This window comes from Chryseobacterium sp. GVT01B (assembly GCF_019970045.1).
Taxonomy (GTDB): Bacteria; Bacteroidota; Bacteroidia; order Flavobacteriales; family Weeksellaceae; genus Chryseobacterium.
Genome location: NZ_JAHXYI010000011.1, coordinates 78,135 through 100,503 on the forward strand (window position 1 = coordinate 78,135; position 22,369 = coordinate 100,503).

Here is a 22,369-nt window from a genome sequence, read left to right on the forward strand (position 1 = left end):
CCTTTTAAATCACGAAAACACAATAATTTGATTTACAGTGTTTTAAATTTTAAATTCTTGTAAATTCAGCGAATTATGCAAGCGTATTGCTTGACGAAGGGCAAATATAACGCTAATATTGTTCAAACCTTTAAGTCGATTCAAAATATTAGACTTATTCTCAATTTTCAATGAACCTATCACACTTATTAAGCATTATCATTATAAAAAATCAAAGATAATCTTACAATCACCTAAGATATGATTTTTAAGATGTAAATCAAAGAAACAATATTAATATTCTACCGCTCATTATCAAAGAAAAACTGACAATAAAGCCGGTATATCTAACCCTAAAAAATAGAAACAAAATGAAAAAACACTACTTATTATGGATGCTTTTCCTCCTTTCTGTTTACCAACTGAATGCGCAGACCTATTGTATTCCTACGGCAGGCGCAACCAGTCAAAATAACTACCTGAAAAATGCAATTTTTTCTGACCAGGGGGCACTGTATTATAATGCCGCAGCATATCAGGCTTATACCGATAATTCATCTAGCCAGATGGTAACATCTTATCCGGGAGGAACAGTGAATGTTCATCTGGACTTTGTTGGCTCCGGAGTAAAATCCCATGTATGGATTGACTGGAATGCCGATGGGGATTTCGATGACTTTTATGAAAATCCGCTGACACCATCCGCTTATACATTTGTTGATGATCAATTCTACATTCCTCCATCTCAGGCAGCAGGAATTTACAGAATCAGAGTGCAGAGCGGAACATCATTCCCCAATCCTGTGAATCCATGCGGTCCTAATAATTATGGTAATTTTGTGGATTTCAGCCTGAAGATAGATCCAACACCATCATGTTTTGTTCCTTCAACACTTACATCCAACAATCTGACAACCAGTACAGCAAATATTTCCTGGGCTGCTCCAGCAACAATACCCGGAAATGGCTATGAATATTATTACTCTTCATCCAATGTTGTCCCGAATGCTTCTACTCCTGCATCGGGAAGCACTACTTCTACTTCTGCTCCTCTCAGTGGCCTTGCATCATTTACTACCTATTACTATTATGTAAGATCTGTTTGCAGCCCAACAGACAAAAGTGCATGGTCTTTAAGAGGAACGTTTACAACGAAATGCGATCCACAAACAGCGATGTTTGAAGATTTTGAAAATGCTACAACAAGTGCAAGCTATACTCTAAGCTGTTGGGACAAAATTATTTCAGGAACAGGTTATCAGGCTATCAGTACAGGCAGTGGGATTAACAGTTCAAAAGCAATGTATCAAAGTGCCAATGGTGCTGCCAATATGGTAATTGCTGTTCTTCCTTCATTTAGCAATGTAAATGCGGGTACTCACTGGCTCAGATTTAAGGCAAGAGTAAGTGGTACAACATCAGGGGTACTAGATATCGGTTATGTTACAAACGATACGGATGCTTCTACTTTTGTTAACATTCAGTCTGTTACTATTCCAAATACCGTATTTGATGGTTACGAATATTCCGTAACAATTCCTGCTACAGTTCCAGCTACAGCAAGACTGGCTATAAGACACGGAGGAGTACCTGCAACTGCAATATATTGGGATAATGTTTACTGGGAGCCAAAACCAACGTGTCTCACCCCCAATAATGTCATTTTATCTAATGCAACCAGTTCAACAGTAAGTGCTGCATGGACTGCTCCAGCCACTACCCCTGCAATGGGATATGATATCTATTACAGCACAAGCAGCGCTCCGCCTACCTCATCTACCCCACCCAATATAACAGGTGTTACATCAAATCCTTATACTATTCAGGGATTAAATTCAGCAACAACCTATTATGTATGGGTAAGATCGAGATGCAGCGCTACAGACCAAAGTGCATGGAGCAATATTGCATCTGTATTAACACTTTGTGCGCCTGTAACTACTTTATCTGAAAATTTTGACTCTTATAATGCCGGGCTTCTCTCCAATGCTCCATGCTGGGGAAGAATTACAACAGGAATAGCCAGCCTTAACATTAGCGGAAGCGGAGCGCTTTCCGGAACAAAACATATATTACAACGCAGCATATCTGCAAATGATGTAACCATTGCGGTTCTTCCTGAATTCTCCAACATTAATGCAGGAACCCATTCTTTGAAATTTAATGCCTATTGCAGTGTCAATACCGGAAAGCTGGAAGTGGGCTATGTAACAAATCCTACAGATGCTTCTACTTTTACTGTGATTCAGCAATTAAATATTACAAACACTTCTTATACTCCGGCTACCGGAACCAGCGAATATACCGTTGATATTCCGGCTACTGTTCCTGCAGGAGCCAGACTCGCTATCCGTAATACGTATGCTATTTCAAGCAACTCATTATATTATTGGGATAATATTTCATGGACTCCTACACAGTCTATGGGGGTAAGCGATACAGCTATCAAATCGAAATCCAGCATCTACCCTAACCCTTTTACCGATATCATTACGATTACTGAAAGTAAAAATCTAAAATGGGTAACTATTTATGATGCTTCAGGTAAAGTGGTAAGTGAGATCAAAAATTTTGATACTTCTATTTCATTAAGAGATTTGCCTTCAGGTCTGTATTTAGTAAAAATGATTATGAAAGACGGTACTGTTCAAACCGTAAAAGCAATAAAAAAATAAATGTTGTCTCTGTCATTAAAAGCGGTGAAAATTTGTACGCCGCTTTTATGACAGTTTTTTATCCCCTTAAACTTATTCAATGAAAGACTTTTACTCTGTTTATAAACCTGATACAGCAAGGCATTTGTTTCCCACGTTCAAAAAATTTCTTTTTACCATTTTACTTCTGTTCATTGCCAGCAATCAACTTTTCTCGCAAAGAGATACTGAACATTGGTTTGCACCTATGATGTCCAGAACCAATGATTCCAATAAGCAGGCTTTATTTTTGTCAACAGATTCTATGGTGCCGTTTCCTGTTACTATTTATAACAATAATACAGTGATTGGAACTGTGACAATCAGTAAGGGAAATCCGCAATCTTTTGATATTCCGATGGATAACATGATTACCGGGGCTCAATCAGAAGTCTTTAAGGTAACAGGACGAGGTCTTTATATAAAAGGAGAAAAGCCTTTCTTCTGTACTTTCAGATTTTCTACCAAAAGTCATGGAGAAATTCTTACCTCTAAAGGAAAGGCAGGAATCGGGAATAAGTTTTATGTGGCTTATGGACCTATTTCCAATTCTTCTTCTATCAATAATTTTACTTGTGGAGTTCTGGCAACAGAAGATAACACTGTGGTAACTGTTTCCAATTATGATTCTTCTGTTCAGTTTTCTAATGGTAATTCGGGAGCGTCTACTCCCTCAATGACCTTTATACTGAATAAAGGACAATCTTACATCATTGAAGGCAGAGGAAATCAGACAGGAAATCAAAATGGTTTTATCGGGGCAAAAATTGAGTCCAGTAAACCGGTAACAGTTACGAATGGAAATTTTAATGGACAAATCATCAACTCCAGTAATGGCAGTGATATTTTAATGGATCAGTCGATACCGGTAGAACGTTTAGGGGATGATTTTGTCCTCGTTAAGGGCATGGCTCCGATTGCATCGAATGTAGAGGGTGCTGTAGTAACCGCTACGGAGAATAATACACAGGTATATCTCAATGATGATGTGAATCCGGTTGTCACACTTAACGAAGGACAGTTCTATCGGATCGGCTCTTCTTCTTACATGAATCAAAATAGTACCGGACATTATAACATGCACATCCGGACTACCAAAAAAGTCTATGTTTACCAGCTGATGGCGGGAACAGCAACGTCATTTGTTGAAATCACCATCGGTGCCAATTATATTCCTCCACTCAACTGTTTTCTCCCCAAGAAAATAGATGAAATAGGAATGATCAATGTTTTACCTTATTACACAGCTATCACTCCTGTTGTAAAGCTCAATATTATCACTGAAACAGGAGCTACAGTCACTGTTAACGGAATACCTTTAACAACTGCACAGGGACCTTTTCCTGTAACCGGAAATGCCAATTGGGTTACTTATTCTGTCCCGAATGTTACCGGTAATATTATTGTAGAATCTACTAAAGCTGTGACGGCCGGTATTGCTGCTGGTGAAGGAAATGTAGGATACGGAGGATATTTTGCCGGATTTTCTTCTATCCCCGTCATTTCTAAAAAGAGTGGAGAATGTATTCCCGGAATGATACTGGAAGTAGATGACAGCTATGTTTCCTATCAATGGAACTTGAATGGAAATCCTATCTCCGGAGCGACATCAAACTCTTATACCCCTACACAATCCGGAAATTATACAGCAACGGTATCTGTGGGAGGAAGCTGCCCACCTGCAACAACACCCGTTTATAAGGTATTCAGTTGTGTAACCCACACTACAAAATCTTTAACAATCTGTTCAACAGGAAATCCGGTAACGATCACTCCATCTTTTACCAATTCTTCTCAGGTTCCTGCGCCCGGCAGTGTACAAATCATTACTCCACCAACCAAAGGAGTTCTTAGTGTGAATTCTTCTACAGGGGTGCTTACTTACACAGCTAATCCTGGAACAACTACTGATACATTCACTTATAAATTCTGTGGTAACGTTCCCGAATTTGCAGATTGTGAAGAAGTAAAGGTAAATATCACCGTACAAACGGTAACGGCAACCAATGCAGTCATCAAAACCTGTAATAGTAACGGAAGCGGAATTTTTGATCTGACTTCTGCCAATGTAGGCGGTCCTGCCGGAGCCATAAAAAAATATTATCAGACCCCAGCTGATCTGGCTGCAGGTATCAATGAAATTACCTCAGCCAATGCTTATGTATCTTCTGTTCCAAAGGATGTTTATGTAAAAGTATCAAGTCCTGAAGGATGTTTTACCCAGGCAAAGATCAGCCTTCAATTCAATCCGTCTCCACAAATTCAAAATGCTTCTTTAACTTCATGTTATATAGATGCTGCTCCGGATAAAGGAAGTTTTGATTTAACCAAGGCAACAGTTACCAGCGAAACAGGAATTACCAAAGAATATTATAAAACCCAGCAGGATGCAGTATCAGGAATCAATGCTATCCCGAATCCTATTGTCTATATTTCTTCCAGTGGAACAGTATACATTAAGGTGGTTAATACAACAGGATGCTACACTATTGCAGCAGTAAATCTTACTGTTACATTACCTCATCCTTCTTCTCTGCTTAAAGATCAGTCTATTTGTTTTAATTCTACCACAACACTGGATGCCGGACCGGGTTATCAATCCTATGAATGGAGTACAGGAGCTATAACTTCTTTCATCTCCAATGCAGGTGTAGGAGATTACTGGGTGATTTTAGGACATGACAATTGTTTTACGAAGCAGCATGTTTCTGTAAAAAAAGCCCCTGAAGCAGTTATCAAACAAATAGATTTCGACAATAATAAGGCAACACTCACTGTAACCGGTGGTAATCCTCCTTATTTATATTCCACTGATGAGGTCAACTGGCAAAGTTCAAACATATTTACAGGGCTGCCTAATGGTCAGAATAAGTTTTATGTAAAGGATTCTTATAACTGCGAACCAATACAAGTAGAACTGACGGTTATCAATATCATCAATGCCATTACGCCTAACGGAGACAACGTAAATGATTTTATTTCCTACACAGAGCTTGCTTACAAGAAAGAGCTGTCCTTTACAGTACATGACAGATATGGAAACAATGTTTTTACAGGCACACGTTTCAACAATTATACATGGGACGGCATGTTCAATAATAAAAAACTGTTCACAGGAACTTACTGGTATGTAATCACCTGGAAAGAACCTGCTTTGAAAGATGCTGTCATCAAATACACTGGGTGGATCTTACTGAAAAATTAAAGATTAATCTATACACAATCAATTGTAACAAAGCTTGCTTTCATGAAAAGCTTCATGCCTAATTTAATCTAATCTTCCTTAAAGCTTATGAAAAGGATCTTATTTATTTTTATATTATTATTTGTCTCATCATCTGTTTGTGCACAAAGGGATACAGATCATTGGTTTGCTCCTATGGTTGCGAGCTCCTCGAATGGTTCTCCCAAACAGGCATTATACCTTTCCACAGATAGTACAACCCCGTTTCCTGTCAGTATTTACAATAACAATACCATGATAGGAACAGTGACCATCAGCAAAGGAAATCCACAAACGTTTGATGTTCCTATGAATCTGATGATAGGACAAAATACAACCGATGCGATGAGTGTAAAAACAAGAGGACTTTATCTTCACGGAGATCTTCCTTTTTTTGCCACATACAGGTTTTCGGAAATCAATCATGGAGAAATTCTGACATCCAAGGGAAAAGCCGGAATTGGAACCAAGTTTTATGCGGTGTATGCTCCATTGATGAACAATCAGCCTTCGCAAAATTTTTCCTGTGGTATTCTGGCAACAGAAGACAATACCCAGATCAAAGTTTCAGGATATGGTATGACAACATGGTTCTATAATAATTTTAACGGACTTACCCACCCCAGCATTACAATAACACTGAATAAAGGACAATCCTATATATTTGCCGGGTACGCTAATAAACCTGGCAACAAAGACGGGTTTATAGGTGCTAAAATAGAATCCACCAAGCCTGTATCTGTTACCAATGGAAATTATCATGGTCAGTTCGGAATGACACCTCCTTATAACGGAGAGGATATTATCATGGATCAGTCTGTTCCGGTTGAGCGTTTAGGTCAGGAATTTGTGCTTATTAAAGGAATGGGAAACCTTCTTCCTGAAATTGAAGGAGCTATTATTGTTGCAACAGAGAACAATACAGAAATCAGGCTTAACAATAACCCAACACCTGTAATAACACTCAATGAAGGGCAATATTACAGAGTAAGTGCAATGAATTATGTACTCAATGGACCTTCTCATCACAATATGTACATCAAAGCTTCAAAGAATGTCTATGTCTATCAGTTGTTATCAGGTATTGCAGACAATGATGCTACGGAAGGGTTCAATTATATACCGCCTCTTAACTGTTTTCTTCCTACTGTTATTGATGAAATAGGAAAAATAGGAGAACTTCCTTATTATACGACTTTCAATCCACCGCTCTTTGTAAAGCTTAATATTTTAACTCAGACAGGAGCCGGAGTTACCGTAAATGGAGTAACTCCTCCCTCAACACAGGGACCTTTTCCTGTCACCGGAACTCCAAACTGGGTTTCATATTCAATTCCCAATATCTCTGGAAATGTTACTGTAACTTCTACTAAAGCTGTCACCGCCGGTATTATAGGAGGTAGTGGAAATCTTGGCTACGGAGGATATTTTGCAGGCTTCAATTCTATTCCGGTGATCAGCAAATCTGCCGGGGAATGTGTCCCTGGAATTGTTTTAGAAGTGGAAAGCGGTTTTGACCATTATCAGTGGAACCTCAACGGAAATCCTATTCCGGGAGCTAACGGTAATACCTACACTCCTACTCAGGCAGGAAATCATACGGTATCCATCACGAAAAGCACGTGTACCCCTCTTACAACTTATCCTTACAAAGTATACAGCTGTCTTGTGAATACCGTAAAACCAATGAATGTCTGCAGTGCCGGTACACCTACGACCATCACTCCTGCATTCTCCAATTCTACACAGACTCCGGTACCGGGGACTGTTCAGATTATTATCCCACCTGCCAACGGCACTTTAACAGTAAACCCAACAACAGGAATTCTTACTTATACGGCCAATGCAGGAACAACCACTGATACTTTCACTTATAAATTCTGTGGAAATGATCCTGATTTTACAGACTGTGAACAGGTAAAAGTAAATGTAACCGTTCAGCCTCTGATTTTAACGGATACTACTGTAAAAACCTGCGAAACCAACGGAACAGGTATTTTTGATCTCACTACAGCTGCTGTAGGAGGACCAGCCAATGCCACCAGAAAATATTATCCTACTTTGGCTGATTTAAATGCCGGAACCAATGAAATTATCCCTGCCAATTCTTATCCGTCTGCAGCTAATGCCACGGTGTATGTAAAGGTAACAACGGTAGAAGGCTGTACAGCTAATGCAAAAATAACACTTCAGTTTTATCCGGCACCGAATGTACAGAATGCAACCCTCAACGGATGTTTTGTTCCAAGCAATCCTAATACAGGAACTTTCGATCTGACCACAGCTCTTGTCACTACCACAGCTCCTGTGACGAAGAGATATTATCCTACTCTTACAGATGCCACTAATGGAACGAATGAAATAACCACTCCTACTGCTTATATTTCTCCAAATACAACAGTTTATGTGAAGGTAATTACGGGTAATGGCTGTTTTGATTTTGCTCAAATTACTTTAACGGTGATTCCACCCAAACCCTCTCCTCTTTTAGTGGATCAGTATATATGTCCTGATGCAAGAACCACGCTGGATGCCGGCCCGGGCTATACCTCTTATTTATGGAGTACAGGAGCAACGACACCTTCTATCATTGCTTCCATAGGTAATTATTGGGTAATCCTGACTTCCAACGGATGTGAAACAAAACAGTTTGTAAAAGTAATGTCTGTTCCTATTCCCAAAATCAAGAAGATAGAAACCACAGGAAATACGGTTACCCTCACTGTAGAAGACGGCACACCTCCTTATCAGTATTCAAGGGATGGAATGATGTGGCAGGATTCTAATGTATTCACTGGCCTTCCAAGAGGTAAAAATATTTTTTATGTGAAAGATTCCAGCAACTGTACTCCTGTAGAGACTCAGATCCTGGTTCCGAATCTTATTAATGCCATTACTCCCAACAGTGACGGCATCAATGACACCCTGGATTATTCGGAGCTTGGATTTTTGAAAGGTTTGAAGTTTGGTATTTTCAACCGATACGGACAGCTTATTCATTCTTCGGATAAGAATAATAATTTAAAATGGGATGGTACCATCGGCGGTACTCCCGTGAACAGTGGTACTTACTGGTATGAAATAAAGTGGATGGATCCGGATACCCAAAAGCTTGTTTCCTATACAGGATGGATCCTGGTAAAAAACAGGAATTAAATCAAATACAACTTCCTTATCAGGATTGTAATACTTTTTGTTTAAAGAGACTGTCTCATTTTTTTGAGACAGTTTTTTATTTATTCATCCAACATCAGATTCATATATTTCCCATTAACAGGAAAAACATGACGAATTGACATCATTTATCTCATGGCATTATTTTCGACTGAAACACAAATAGTTTTCAAGAAAAGCTTTTATTTTTTATTAAATTTAAAACTAAATAAGAAGGCGAATAGGCATTTAGCAACTGTATAATTTTGATGGATGAAAAAAATACTTTACACTTTTATAATTTCTGTAATTGCGGTTTTAATCCTGAATAAAATTGTTTTTAAAGATATCCCTGAAAAAGAAAAACAGGAACTTCTGAAAGACGTCCAGCAATATAAACATCCTATAAAAAGTATTTCTATGGCATATCCGGACAACAGTGACCTGAAAGTACTGGATGCTGTGCTTAAAGACAACAGGATCGTCATGCTGGGAGAAAACGTCCATAGCGACGGCGCTACGATGCAGGCCAAAAGCAGACTCATCAAATATCTCCATGAGAATCTGGGGTATAACGTTGTATTGTATGAAACCGGACAATATGATACCTGGATAATGAATGAGGAAATGAAAAACCACAGTCTGAAAATTCCTTTGGCTTCCATAGGAGGATTGGGGCTTTTCGATTTCTGGTGGGACAACAGGGAAACTCAGCCTCTGATCAACTATTATCAGAAAACGAAAACCTCAGCTAGTCCGATAGAATTGGGCGGGTTTGACATTCAATTTTCCGGAATAGAGCTGTATGACAGACGTGGTAAGCTTTTGAAGGATTTTTTAAGTAAAAATTCGATTGACATTAAGCGATTTCCTCTTTTAAACAAAAATCTTAATCAGATCTCTAACTTTATGTATAAAGGGTTTGCCAAAAGAACTTTACCCGGAAATCAGAAAAAAGACTTCCTCAATGAGATCACCCGACTGGAACAGGTGGTTTCAAAGCTTGAAAAGACGACTGAAAACAGAATCTATACCCGGTATTTACATGATATGAGAAACAATTTCGATAAAACATGGAAATATGAACCGGGATCTATGCAAAGTATGCAGTTCAGAGACTCTCTGATGGCCAGAAATCTTATTCATCAGATTGATTTTGTGTATCATGACCAAAAGATTATTGTGTGGTGTGCAAACCTCCATACTTTCGCAAGCCGTTACAGCAAAGATTATTTACCTCTGGGCGCTTATATCAAAAGTAAATACGGAAAGACTTCTTATATGGTTGATTTTTCGTCCTATGCTAAAGATAATAAAGCCGGAACTCCTATGGATAGGCCTGGAAAGCTTGCCATCGAGAATACGTTTCATGCAACGAAAACACCTTATTTTTTTATTGATCTCAGAAGTATTCCGGAAAGTTCTGTCCTGAAGAAAGAGTTTATATCCACCATTAACCAGGGAACAGATCAGAAAAAGGTCTGGGACCGGTTTTTTGACGGAATATTTTATATAGACAACAATACTTTTTTAACCTCTCACGAATAATGGAAAGCATTACTACTAGAAACCTCAGTTATACTATAGGTTCTAAAACTATTCTGAACAATATCAACCTCAATATTCCCGAAGGCAGTATTTACGGATATCTGGGAAGAAACGGCGCGGGAAAATCAACTACGATTAAACTTCTTCTGGGACTTTTGGAATCATCGGCAGACAATATTTTTATTCAAAATAAAAGCTTACAGCAGAACCGGACAGAGATTCTTGCCAGTACAGGGAATCTGATTGAATCTCCTTGTTTTTATACCAAACTTACCGTTTTTGAAAACCTTAAATACCTGGATATTATCTATGGCAAAGGGAACAAAAGAATTGATGAGGTGCTGGAACTGGTAGATCTTCATAATGAAAAAAAGAAAAAGGCAACAGCTCTATCAATGGGAATGAAACAGCGTCTGGGAATTGCGATGGCTATTTTTCATGATCCAAAACTTCTGATTCTGGATGAACCACTCAACGGACTTGATCCTCAGGGAATTTTTGAAATGAGAAAACTTTTCCAGCATTTGAATGAGCAGGGAAAAACGATATTTCTTTCAAGTCATATTTTGAGCGAGCTTGAAAAAACGGCAACCCACATCGGAATTATTGAAGGCGGACAAATGATTTTTCAGGGGACAAAGAATGAACTTTTAAGCAAAGTGAAAAAAGAGGTTGTTTTAAAAGTTAATCCTGTTGAAAAGGCATTATCTCTACTGCAAGACACTTTTTCCGCAACACTGAACAATACGAACAAAATTTCAGTAAAAATCAACAATGACAAAGAATTCAACGGACTTCTCACAACGCTGGTCCAAAACGGAATTGAGATTTATGACATAGAGTCTCAAAGCACGAATCTTGAGCAGATCTTCATTAATTTAATTTCTAAAAAACATGAGTAATACTAATACTTTCTTAAAAGCTTTTTCATCCGAGCAGTATAAACTCTCGAAAAACAAAGAGATTTTCGGAATTCTGCTGCTTCCTGTTCTGATCATCTTTGCAATTGATCTGTACATGGTTTATGATGTACTCCGTTCCGGAGCGCAAGAAACAGAGGGAACAGTAAATCCCTGGAAAATGTCATTGGGAAGGACTGTATTTATGTTTTTCTATCTTCTCTACCCTATTCTGGTATCGCTTTTTGTACACGCCTGCTGTGATGTGGAATACCGGAATAATAATTATAAAATTCTTTTTACCCTTCCGGTTTCAAAGACCAAAATATTTCTTTCAAAAGCTCTGTTTATCCAGATCACGGTTCTCTTTTCTGTGCTTTTTTCTTACCTCACGTTTTTACTGAGCGGATATCTTCTTGGGATTGCCTTTCCAAAGCTTGGATTCCAGAACTATGATTTCAGGGAAGTGATATTTTATATCTTTTTGAAGTTTTTCATTACGCTTTCTGCGATTGCGATGGTACAGTTGACTTTAAGTCTTCTCTTCAAAAATTTCATCTATCCTATCGGTTTCGGGGTATTCATGCTGCTTTTCACAACGATTATTCATCAAAAATCATTTGCAGATTTTCTGATTTACACCGGAGGTTACAGATCACTGGAAGATTTTCTAAACGAAAACATTGCTTTTGAAAGAATGGATTACTGTAATATCGCTGCCCTATTTATCTTCATGGCTACGAGTTTTTATCTTTTTGTAAGGAAGAAAGGGATTTAATAAGGTCGATGGAAGCTTGAGGATGGAAGTTACTATCTTCACGCTTCCTTGCCCAATATTTATGCTACTGCTTTTATTTTTGTTCCCGTTTTGGCGGCCTCAATTTTCTTATTATTTCTAAGCTCACGTTTCATTTTACGGTAGTCCCAGGGTGCAACCGCATTCACATCCTGCCAGAGACCGACTTTTCTATATTGTGCATTTTCCTGAATTTTACCTAAAGAAGCATCTTTGGAATAAGAAAAATACCACCATCCCATTCCGGCTTTAATAAGCTCTTTGGAAAGGTATTTTCCATCATCATAATAAACCTTTGCAATAGATCTCCCATATCGGTCAGTGTTCGTTTCAACAAAGCTTACCGTTTTCCCAAATACCTGGGCAGAAGTAAACTGTTTTGCATTTTTTCCAAATGCCTGTCCACTTTCGGGACAATCGACTTCAGCCAGCCTGATTTTTTTTTGCTGATTGCCTTTTAACAGTAAAGTAATGGTATCTCCGTCTGAAATTTTAATTACTTTTCCGGTTGTTTGTGAGAATAGGAATACAGGGAAAAGTACGTACAGCAGCATTAATCGTTTCATGGGGCAAATATAGGGATTAGTAGGGCTTTTTAATAAAAAAACCTTTTGTTTTGCGAGGTTTCATTAATACAATTTAAAATATTGACTGTCTAAACCAAATTTTTCTTCATAATCAAATTTTTCAATTTTATTAGAATTTTTTATAATTACATCTAAAGAACCTTTTGGTTTTACTATTGAATCTCCTACAGAAATCTTTTCCCACCAATCACTATAAACCACTATACTATCTTTATTGCCATAGACCAAAAATGATATATTGTGATTATCATAATTAACATACTTTTTACTAACTATTGATTTTATATCCTTATCTCTAATTTCATCTAAAAAATGGCCTTCGTTTTTTGACGAAAATATAAATTTATATAAAAAAACTAATGCTGCAACGATTAAAATCACTGATAAATTTTTATTTCTACTCATTTAAAAAATCAATTTTTATATCCTTACAGAAACAATTTCTAACAGACTATATTTTTAATACCATCACCCGTTAAAGGGCATTGCTACATATGTATTTTCAAAAATATTCAAGGGCAAAGTTTCGGTTATTGTTGAGCAGGCTTTATCACTCTCCACAATGCAGATTTTAAGTAATTCTCCACGATGATGATAGCCATTTAAGATCAATGCCTGAATACCATCAGTATCTAAAATCCTGACAACTGCTCTAAATTTATCTACTGTATCCGTTAATTCCAGAAATCCTAAATCAATATCAACAAATGATATATTCTCATCGGTCACAATCTGAACAAAACGTTGTCCTGTATCGTATGCAGTCAGGTCTTTAAATTTTTTATCTGCAGTTATAAGATTGGTTTCTAAGCAATCCAGATATACTTTTCGCTCTCCTGACAGGTAATTTCGGGTATGCAGCTTAGCTTCCTGTAAGATCTCAATATCATTTCTCCTGAACGCTCTTTTCCACTCATCAATTTTTACTAAAATATCTTCATCTGCATACTCCCATAAAAACGAATACACTTTTTGATCAGGAAAAAAATTTCCCATTTGAATTTCATCTTCGCGATTATAAAACAACCAGAAACTTTCGTACTTCAATTCATTATGTTCAAAAAAATTTGACAGGTAATAAGCATTGGTATCTCTATGTTTCTTCATAAAATTAATTGAATTTTCGGCAAGCCTTTTTGCCGGCAATAATTATACTTCCCAATAACCAATATATATCGGCACTGATGAATGGATCTTCATAAAATCATCATATTCAAAAGAGTGAAAGTAAAAATCTTCAATATTGACCTCAATTTTATCAATCTTAATTTCCTGATGTAAAAAAAATGTAAGGAATTCTTTTATAAAATCATTGATATTAATGTCTACACTCTCATCAATATATAATCCTCCATTCATCTGATTTTCAGAATAACCACCTCCCCAAAACACAGAATTATTTTCTATAAATGCAATAAAACTGTCTACAACGTATTCCGACAAATTTTCATGAATCATTATTGTAAACTCAAATATATCTTTCATTATTATTTTGATCAGTGTATAAAGTTGAAATATCAAAAGGAAACGTAATAGATCTGAGGTCCGAATTTTTTGTTTTCCTAAAAATAATATCTGAGCCAACGAATAATGATTCTGTGTCTAATAAAAAAACATTATCATTTTTATTATTCTTTTCAAAGATCAGATTTAAGATATCACAATCCTTTTTAGTAAAAATCTTTTTCTCTATCATATTTCCAATCTGTTTAGACGATTCTTCATCTATTTTTACGCAATAATACGTTTTCTTCCCGCTGATAAACTGTCTTTGAATACAATTAAACAAATACAATTCATCATTTTCAAATGAAATAATTGAGGTTATAATATCATCATACCAATCCACTATATATAATTTAGTAATTGTCATTTCTATTTCATTTTATAAATTATTTTCTATCAGGCTATTTTCGTAAAACTCATAACCATTTGGAACATAAGTTTTTCAATCTAAATCATTTAAATAATCAAACCCTTCTAAACGGCTGTTATATCCTACACTCAAAAGATCATTTTTGATCATTCTGAGAATGTTATCCCATTCATTGATAAAATTATTTTTGTTGATAATAACAACATCCGAAACTTCTCTCAGGTTTTCGACCCTTCTGTTCTCGTAGTGATAAGGAGCAATATCAGTCCATTCAGCTTTAATTTCTATCTCTTCATTTTTTATTGAAAAATGCCAGACTGCTGTAAAACAACTGTCTAAAAAGCTAATCCAAAAGTCATGCTCACCTATTTTAATAAACTCCAGCATATCTACTACATCATTATAAATTTGAGACAGAGAACTCCCATCCACAGGAATATGAAAGCCATTCCAACAGATAAAAATCATAAAATCATAATCTGCTTTATAAATAGTATATATTGCTTCGCTAGTATCCTGATCTTCCGGATCATAACTTCCCAGCATTGCTTTCCCTTTGGTAATAATTTTAAACATCTTTCTTTTTTATTAGAACTGAACTTCAATTTTTATGGACTTAAAGAAAGGCATCAAACCTAATTAATGGAAGCATTCTGAAGAGCTTTCTCAAGTACAGGAAAATAAATTTTATAAAATTTTTCTTTTTCCATTTTTCTATTATTTTAAAAACACAGTACAATGAGCACAAAGTTTCAAATTTCAAAATGAAAAACACGAGAAAAAAATGGTAAAAGAATCAGCATTTTGGAAATAAGTTAAGTCTATGGTTATTAGTTTTGTAAAGGTAACAAAAAAGTATTGATGAAAAATTAATCAAAAATTACCTTATAATTTATTTTTTTATTTAAAAAAGTATTGTACCTTTGCAACCGCAAAAACGAAGAAAAATCGTTTATAGGTGACCATCAATCGGGGCGTAGCGTAGTCCGGTCATCGCGCCTGGTTTGGGACCAGGAGGTCGCAGGTTCGAATCCTGCCGCCCCGACTGTTTTAGTAGTTTTCTCAAAATTACTTATGGGTGCGTAGCTCAGCTGGATAGAGCATCTGCCTTCTAAGCAGACGGTCAAAGGTTCGAATCCTTTCGCGCTCACAAAATGGCTCACAATACCCTGTGGGTCTTTTTATTTCAGATCAAAAGTATGATGCTTTTGAAATCACAAAAACGAAGCAATTCGTTATAGATGATCATTAATCGGGGCGTAGCGTAGTCCGGTCATCGCGCCTGGTTTGGGACCAGGAGGTCGCAGGTTCGAATCCTGCCGCCCCGACTGTTTTAGTAGTTTTCTCAAAATTACTTAATGGGTGCGTAGCTCAGCTGGATAGAGCATCTGCCTTCTAAGCAGACGGTCAAAGGTTCGAATCCTTTCGCGCTCACTTAAAGACTTACTAGAAATAGTAAGTCTTTTTTGTTTTTAGAAGGTTACACATCTTAGTTTACAATCCAACAACGTTAATGAATAAAACAGGATAGAGCATCCCGATTTCAATCGGGACGGCAAAGGTTCGAATTCTTTCGCGCTCACAAAAACCTCACAATTTTATTGTGAAATTTTTTGCTTTTAGAAGGTTACACATCTTAGTTTACAATCCAACAACATTAATGAATAAAACAGGATAGAGCATCCCGATTTCAATCGGGACGGCAAAGGTTCGAATCCTTTCGCTCTCACTTAAAGACTTACTAGAAATAGTGAGTCTTTTTTGTTTTTATTATTTTCATACAAATGATCTACGCGTTTTATTTTACGCGAAAATCATGAACTTTTTGTTTATATTAGTTCTATGTGCTATTGTTATATACTTCATTCTAAATCTTTAGATAAATTCTATATCGGACACTCATGTGAATCCTTACAGGAAAGATTAAGAAAACACCTATCAGACCATAAAGGCTTTACTGCAAAAGCTAAGGATTGGATTATTGTTTATCACGAAACTTTCGATTCTAAAGCTCTCGCCTACAAAAGAGAAAGAGAAATCAAGGCATGGAAAAACAAATCAAAGATTCAAAAACTCATTAATGCCTCAAATGATATAGAGCATCCCGATTAAAAATCGGGACGGCAAAGGTTCGAATCCTTTCGCGCTCACTTAAAGACTTACTAGAAATAGTGAGTCTTTTTTTTATAAATTGACAAAAAAGTTCCAAATATTATTCTTCACTCTTCTTTATAGTTTTAAACAGAAGCCTGGCAATATAAATAAACGATAATAAGCTTATCAAATTTCAATTAATCCCATTATTATAACGAATCATAAGGAACAATTAAAATCAATGCCATTAATAAGGCTTTTCCTGCCTTAATGAAACAGAATACTTATCCGCAAGGCTATCCTATTCGTTTCACTGGTTAAAAACACCGTTTCACCAACTAATTTTGCAGCATCAGCTTATCTTTTACTTTTATAGACGAAAAGACCTGTTACTTTTACATGGTAAATGTTGCCGCAAGGTCACTTAGTTAGTTTAATTAGTATTAAGGAAACATTGATTAAGGATCAATAAAAATCTTTTTGTGCACTTTAATTCCCTGTAGCCTTTATGGCTCAACTATACACTTAATCATGTTTGGTAGGATTGGTTTGTTCCAATCCTATTTTTTTACATTTATACAATAAAAAAACCGCTGTGGTTACAACGGTTTAATTTATTTTGAGATATTATTTTAACTTATAAGAACTTCCGTTCCAAAGATAGGTTCTGGAAGAATGCTTTTTCTTCTCTCTGTCTTTTTCATCTACTTCCATATCTTCTACTTTAAGGATAAATGCATTGGGAACTCCTCCTTTATCATTAGGGAAAACATATTCTTCACTGTGATAAAAAGCTCCGGCATCCCCTACGTTCATCAACTGTGGAAGGGTAATCAGTTTTTTATCTTTAAAAAGAACATACTGATCATAGCTTGCTATTCCACAGGCTTCACCGGAAACCATTGCTTTAAGGGTAAATTCAACATTCTGCAGTTTATGGCTGCTTTCTATATTGAAGGATGCAGAGCTTAGCTCCTCTCCCTTCCCAGTATCAAAATACACCTCATCAATAAGTGTATTTCCTTCCAAAACTTTTATCCCGGCAATATTTTGTTTTTCGATCTGGTTGTATTCTTTATTTTTCCTGTCAATCGTTTTGGAAAGCCCGAAAAGGAAATCATACCCATTTTTGTTACGATACCCTACACAAAGATTACCACCCCAGATATATCCTTCCAAAGTATTTTCTCCTTTCTGATAAGAGATTTTATACCAATTGGCAGCTCTTTCACCTAATTTCAGAACAGTTTCTTCTTTTTTAAGAATCATTACCTGCTGGTTGGTCTGCAATGAATCTGTAATCTGAGCATTCACTCCTGGGTCTAATCTCACGCGGGTCCAATCTGTAAAAATCTTTTGCGCTTTATTTTCTTCAAAACCAAAGACCCCATCTGCATATACTTCATTTTCCTGCGCTGCAAAAAACTGCAGCATCAGTATCAATAAAGCTGTCAATAAAGTTTTCATATTCGTATTTGTTTTTTGTGTGTGTTATTTTTCAAGCAGAAGACTTACCCATTCTTCACGCTGCAGTTGTTTTTTAAGCTCAAGACCGCTTTCTTTACATACTTCAAGGATATCATCTACGTCAAAGAAGCACAGTCCTGAAAGCAATAGTTTACCGCCTTTATTCAATACTGAAACATAAGTTGGGATATCTGAAATCAGGATATTTCTGTTGATATTAGCTAAAATAATATCAAAATTCTCTTTTCCTAAGTTTTCAGCAGTTCCCTGTTCAATATCTAATTCTACACCGTTTCTTACTGAGTTTTCTTTTGAGTTTTCTACTGACCATTCATCAATATCGATAGCTTTTGTATCTCCTGCTCTCTGCTGTTTTGCATAGATTGCCAATACAGAAGTTCCGCATCCCATATCCAATACCTTTTTGCCATTGAAGTCAATATCCATCATTTGCTGGATCATCAGGTGGGTTGTAGGGTGATGTCCTGTTCCGAAAGACATTTTAGGCTGAATGATAATTTCATGCATTCCCGGCACCGATTCGTGGAACTCTGCTCTGATCAATACTTTATCATCAATATTGATTGGAGAAAAATTCTTTTCCCATTCTTCATTCCAGTTGATATTCGGCATTTCTTCAAAAGTGTATTCGATTTTTACGTTTTCGTTTTCAAAGATAGGAAGGGCCTTCAACTGATCTTCCTGAAACAATTCTGTCTGGATATATCCTAAAATTCCGTCAATTTCTTCTGTAAAGCTGTCAAAACCTATTTCTATAAGCTCTGCCATTAAAATTTCATTCCAAGGCTGCAATGGAGAAATTTTGAAATTGAATTCTAAATAATTTTGCATGTGACTAATTTGCTGCAAAAATACTAATGTTATTATTGTTAAAAAAATGATGAGGTAATTTTTGGCTGAAACCGGGGATTTTTTTGATTTCTATCCACAGATTTTTTGAAATGTAGTCTCAAACGTCAAATTATTTGGTTTTTGTCATTCTGAATGAAATGCAGTGAAGAATCTTATATTTTTATTATCTATTTTTTCCCACAGATTGCACGGATTTCAACAGATGATTGCATATACTATATTCAATAGGGGTGAGCTTTAGCCCGTCTTAAAAACAAACACAATACCATTAGCTTTAGCCAAAACTTATTATAAAAAGATATTTCCGTATTATTTTTTTTAAATGTGAAAAATTCCAGGTTTTGGCTAAAGCCATATAGAGCTTACGAAAAGAAAAAGCGGGCTAAAGCCCGCTCCTATTGATTTTTTGTTATCCAAGGAAGATCAAGAGTTCTTTTCTGAAAGCTTTAAACTCTGAAACTTGAACTTTAAATTTTAAACCTCTTATGGGTTTGTAGAGAAGATTGAACCATTTGCGATCAATGCTCTTCTGTTCATTTTCAGGATGTCTCTTACCCATTCTGCAAAATCTTCCGGCTGTAATACTTTATCAGGATTTCCGTCTGTAAGTCCGCCCTGGATGCTCATATCCGAAGCAATGGTACTTGGAGTTAATGTAATTACACGGATGTTTTGTTTTCTCCATTCTGCCATCATGGATTGTGATAAAGATACTACTGCTGCCTTTGAAGCCGCATATGCAGACATATTTGGTCCTCCTTTCAAACCAGCTGTAGAAGCTACGTTGACGATATCTCCTTCTCCTTTAGCTTTCATAAATGGGTGAGCTGCTTTCGCTGCATAATATACTCCAAACAGATTGGTTTTAATTACCTGCTCCCATGTTTCAGAAGGCATTTCTTCAATACTTCCGAAGTCTCCGATTCCTGCATTGTTGATCAGAATATCAATCCCTCCCAATTGTTCTGCTAAAGATTCAATTCCAGCTTTTACTTGAATTTCATTGTCTACAGAAAAAACTGCGTATGCGGAATTTACTCCCAGTTTTTTGATTTCTTCAACCGTTATTTTCAGGTTTTCCTCGTTTCTTCCTGTAATGGCAACGTTTACTCCTTCATTGGCTAATGCTAATGCTACAGCTTTTCCCAGTCCTCTTCCACCACCTGTTACGATGGCATTTTTTCCATTTATATTCATAGTAATGATACTTTTCTTTGTACAAAGTTACAAAAGAACATTTTTACGAAGCTGTGAAAACACAGATTTAACTTATATTTTATTCAACCACAAAAGTCACAAAAGATGATTAACATTGAGAATATTTGAAAGTAACCATCCTGCATAAAAGTTCATATAAGATGAAAAAGTATATTTTTTTATATAAAGCCTAAGTGTACTTCATTGTACTCAAAGTCATAGCTTAAAAAATTGAGTGTTTAAAAACTTTTGTGACTTTTGTGGTTTCCCAGAACCCCATCAAAAAATTAAAACCGGCTCATGGAGAACCGGTTTCAAAATCTAAAAAAAGGTATAGTAAAAAAAATAAAGTTTAAGGAATCTGGATTGAATTCTGTACTTCAAACTCTTCTGAAGCTGAAAATTCATTTCCATACATATCAACAGCCTTCACTTCCACTTTATGCTTTCCTAATGGTAGTTTCTTAGGAAAATCTGCTTCCCAGATGTGCTTTGACATTTCAGGATTGGAAGGTCTTCTTCCCGGAAAAATTTTCTCTGTAGCATCCCATTTGAAAACGGAAAGGGCAAAATTCGGGTCTATAGTTTCATCATATTCCATTTCTTCCCATTTTCCGCCATCTATTCTGTATTCTACCTTGTCTTTTTTGCTTCCCATGAAGAAATTAGCCAATACTTTTGCAGAGGTTCTTGAGGAAGGAATGACTTTCGGAATATATAATTTGATCTGATAATCATCCGGTTTTCCGGCCGTTTTGTATTTTACTTTATACTGATTGTCTTCAAAACTGATGAATGAATATCCTTTTGCTGTTCCGTCTCTCATTGTGGAAGTTGGCAGTCCTGCATCATCCGGTGTTCCTGAGTACCAGTCACCACAAGTAGTTCCTACATTATATTCGTGGAGTTCTTTTATTCCGTTCCAGCCTGCTTTTTTTCCGTAAAAAATCTGCTGTTGGATATGTGTATGTGCTGATAGAAGCAATACATTCTGGAAAGGATTTAAGAAATCAAATAATTTCTGACGGTCCGCATTTCTGAAACTGTCTTCATTATTATGCTCCAGTGGAATATGGAAAGAAATAACGATCAGTTTATTTTTATCAACCAGTTTCAGGTCGTTTTCAATAAACTGAAGCTGATCTTCGCGGAATCCTCCCCAATATCCTTTACCATCTCTCGGATCAGGATAAAGAATATCATCCAAAATAATGAAGTGTACGTTACCATAGTTGAAAGAGTAATTGGCAGGACCAAAATTTGATTCAAATGTTTCATCGGAAAGGCGATCTTCTTTCGCATCATAATTCATATCATGATTTCCCATCACATTATACCAAGGCAGTCCGACTTCTTTCATGACGTCTGCATAAGGCTTCTGAAGACTTAAATTATCTCCTACCAGATCTCCTAAACTGATTCCCAGTACTGCATTTTTCTTCGTGTTCTTCACTTCATTTACGATTCCTCTTTTGAAGTAATCCAATTCTTTTTCTGTGTAAGGCTGTGGGTCTCCGAAAACAAGGATATCAAAGTTTTTATTTTCGTTTTGCTTATAAAGCGGGAAGTTCAGCTCTTTCGGAAGATCTCCTGTAGCAGCAACTCCTTTGTATTTGAAATCTGCAGGAGATCCTTTTGGCTTATGATGATAATAAAATTGTGGAAGGTTATTCGCATTTAAAGCAGTCTGATATCCTGAAGGTTTGATGACAAAAATAGTCTGATCTTCCTGAACCGGAAGACTGTACCGTCCGTTTTTATCGGTAAGAACTACATGAACACCATTAGAAACGGCTACACCTTCAATTCCTTTTTCGCGGTTTTCTTTCTTTTGGTTTTTGCTGCTGTCTTCATATACATATCCTGAAACAGAATTTTGCGGGAATGCCATTGCTGAAACCAGGATGCAAGGCACTAAAAATTTTATATTGATACTCATTATCTTTTAATCTTTAAATTATTTTCAATTTTTTAAATTCAGTCT

General features: G+C 36.4%; 17 protein-coding genes and 4 tRNA genes. 11 read left to right on the forward strand and 10 right to left on the reverse strand.

The genetic code is table 11. From position 1 onward, the window contains the following. Nucleotides 1-350: 350 nt before the first annotated feature. From LC457_RS22075 to LC457_RS22100, 6 genes are all read left to right on the forward strand, one after another. Nucleotides 351-2,654 carry a fibronectin type III domain-containing protein gene (locus tag LC457_RS22075; protein WP_223601761.1) on the forward strand — a complete coding sequence of 768 codons (2,304 nt, stop codon included), beginning with the start codon at nt 351-353 and terminating at the stop codon, nt 2,652-2,654. A 79-nt stretch (nt 2,655-2,733) separates the two neighbouring features. Further along, nucleotides 2,734-5,877: a T9SS type B sorting domain-containing protein gene (locus tag LC457_RS22080; RefSeq protein WP_223601762.1), complete on the forward strand. Its 3,144-nt coding sequence runs from the start codon at nt 2,734-2,736 to the stop codon at nt 5,875-5,877. 87 nt (nt 5,878-5,964) lie between these two features. Next, nucleotides 5,965-9,051 (forward strand): T9SS type B sorting domain-containing protein, encoded by a 3,087-nt coding sequence (locus tag LC457_RS22085; RefSeq protein WP_223601763.1) that lies wholly within the window; start codon nt 5,965-5,967, stop codon nt 9,049-9,051. A gap of 270 nt (nt 9,052-9,321) precedes the next feature. Further along, the gene (locus tag LC457_RS22090; protein ID WP_223601764.1) at nt 9,322-10,596 is read left to right on the forward strand and encodes an erythromycin esterase family protein; all 1,275 of its coding nucleotides are present in this window, start codon (nt 9,322-9,324) and stop codon (nt 10,594-10,596) included. Then, a complete protein-coding gene (locus LC457_RS22095; RefSeq protein WP_223601765.1) occupies nt 10,596-11,498 on the forward strand; it encodes an ABC transporter ATP-binding protein in 903 nt (300 codons plus the stop codon). The genes LC457_RS22090 and LC457_RS22095 overlap by 1 nt, the downstream gene beginning before the upstream one ends. Next, on the forward strand, nt 11,491-12,273 hold the full coding sequence (locus LC457_RS22100) for an ABC transporter permease (RefSeq protein WP_223601766.1): 783 nt from the start codon (nt 11,491-11,493) through the stop codon (nt 12,271-12,273). The genes LC457_RS22095 and LC457_RS22100 overlap by 8 nt, the downstream gene beginning before the upstream one ends. Before the next feature lie 59 nt (nt 12,274-12,332). Here LC457_RS22100 and LC457_RS22105 read toward each other — a convergent pair whose 3' ends face one another. The 6 genes from LC457_RS22105 to LC457_RS22130 all read right to left on the reverse strand — a co-directional run bounded on the left by LC457_RS22105 (nt 12,333) and on the right by LC457_RS22130 (nt 15,330). After that, entirely contained in the window at nt 12,333-12,857 is a 525-nt protein-coding gene (locus tag LC457_RS22105) for a thermonuclease family protein (RefSeq protein ID WP_047433153.1), read from the reverse strand. 63 nt (nt 12,858-12,920) lie between these two features. Beyond that, nucleotides 12,921-13,283 (reverse strand): hypothetical protein, encoded by a 363-nt coding sequence (locus LC457_RS22110; protein ID WP_223601767.1) that lies wholly within the window; start codon nt 13,281-13,283, stop codon nt 12,921-12,923. Between the two features lie 63 nt (nt 13,284-13,346). After that, on the reverse strand, nt 13,347-13,985 hold the full coding sequence (locus LC457_RS22115; RefSeq protein WP_223601768.1) for a hypothetical protein: 639 nt from the start codon (nt 13,983-13,985) through the stop codon (nt 13,347-13,349). A 42-nt stretch (nt 13,986-14,027) separates the two neighbouring features. After that, nucleotides 14,028-14,363 (reverse strand): hypothetical protein, encoded by a 336-nt coding sequence (locus LC457_RS22120; protein ID WP_213278329.1) that lies wholly within the window; start codon nt 14,361-14,363, stop codon nt 14,028-14,030. Beyond that, entirely contained in the window at nt 14,347-14,751 is a 405-nt protein-coding gene (locus LC457_RS22125; protein WP_223601769.1) for a hypothetical protein, read from the reverse strand. The genes LC457_RS22120 and LC457_RS22125 overlap by 17 nt, the downstream gene beginning before the upstream one ends. Nucleotides 14,752-14,826: 75 nt before the next feature. Next, nucleotides 14,827-15,330, reverse strand: a complete 504-nt coding sequence (locus tag LC457_RS22130; protein ID WP_223601770.1) for a hypothetical protein — start codon at nt 15,328-15,330, stop codon at nt 14,827-14,829. Nucleotides 15,331-15,724: 394 nt separating this feature from the next. On the opposite strand from LC457_RS22130, the gene LC457_RS22135 reads away from it, so the two are divergent. The 5 genes from LC457_RS22135 to LC457_RS22155 all read left to right on the forward strand — a co-directional run bounded on the left by LC457_RS22135 (nt 15,725) and on the right by LC457_RS22155 (nt 16,866). Continuing rightward, a tRNA-Pro gene (locus LC457_RS22135) sits at nt 15,725-15,799 on the forward strand. A 31-nt stretch (nt 15,800-15,830) separates the two neighbouring features. Further along, a tRNA-Arg gene (locus LC457_RS22140) sits at nt 15,831-15,904 on the forward strand. 103 nt (nt 15,905-16,007) lie between these two features. Further along, nucleotides 16,008-16,082, forward strand: a tRNA-Pro gene (locus tag LC457_RS22145). Between the two features lie 32 nt (nt 16,083-16,114). Then, nucleotides 16,115-16,188: transfer RNA gene (locus LC457_RS22150), tRNA-Arg, on the forward strand. Between the two features lie 408 nt (nt 16,189-16,596). Further along, a complete protein-coding gene (locus LC457_RS22155) occupies nt 16,597-16,866 on the forward strand; it encodes a GIY-YIG nuclease family protein (protein WP_223601771.1) in 270 nt (89 codons plus the stop codon). Nucleotides 16,867-17,475: 609 nt separating this feature from the next. On the opposite strand, the gene LC457_RS22160 is transcribed toward LC457_RS22155, so the two are convergent. From LC457_RS22160 to LC457_RS22175, 4 genes are all read right to left on the reverse strand, one after another. Next, entirely contained in the window at nt 17,476-18,315 is an 840-nt protein-coding gene (locus LC457_RS22160) for an SH3 domain-containing protein (RefSeq protein WP_223601772.1), read from the reverse strand. Nucleotides 18,316-18,339: 24 nt separating this feature from the next. Next, entirely contained in the window at nt 18,340-19,167 is an 828-nt protein-coding gene (gene prmA, locus LC457_RS22165; RefSeq protein WP_223601773.1) for a 50S ribosomal protein L11 methyltransferase, read from the reverse strand. Between the two features lie 504 nt (nt 19,168-19,671). After that, on the reverse strand, nt 19,672-20,385 hold the full coding sequence (locus LC457_RS22170) for a 3-ketoacyl-ACP reductase (protein WP_223601774.1): 714 nt from the start codon (nt 20,383-20,385) through the stop codon (nt 19,672-19,674). A 352-nt stretch (nt 20,386-20,737) separates the two neighbouring features. Further along, on the reverse strand, nt 20,738-22,324 hold the full coding sequence (locus LC457_RS22175; protein ID WP_223601775.1) for a calcineurin-like phosphoesterase C-terminal domain-containing protein: 1,587 nt from the start codon (nt 22,322-22,324) through the stop codon (nt 20,738-20,740). Nucleotides 22,325-22,369: the final 45 nt, after the last annotated feature.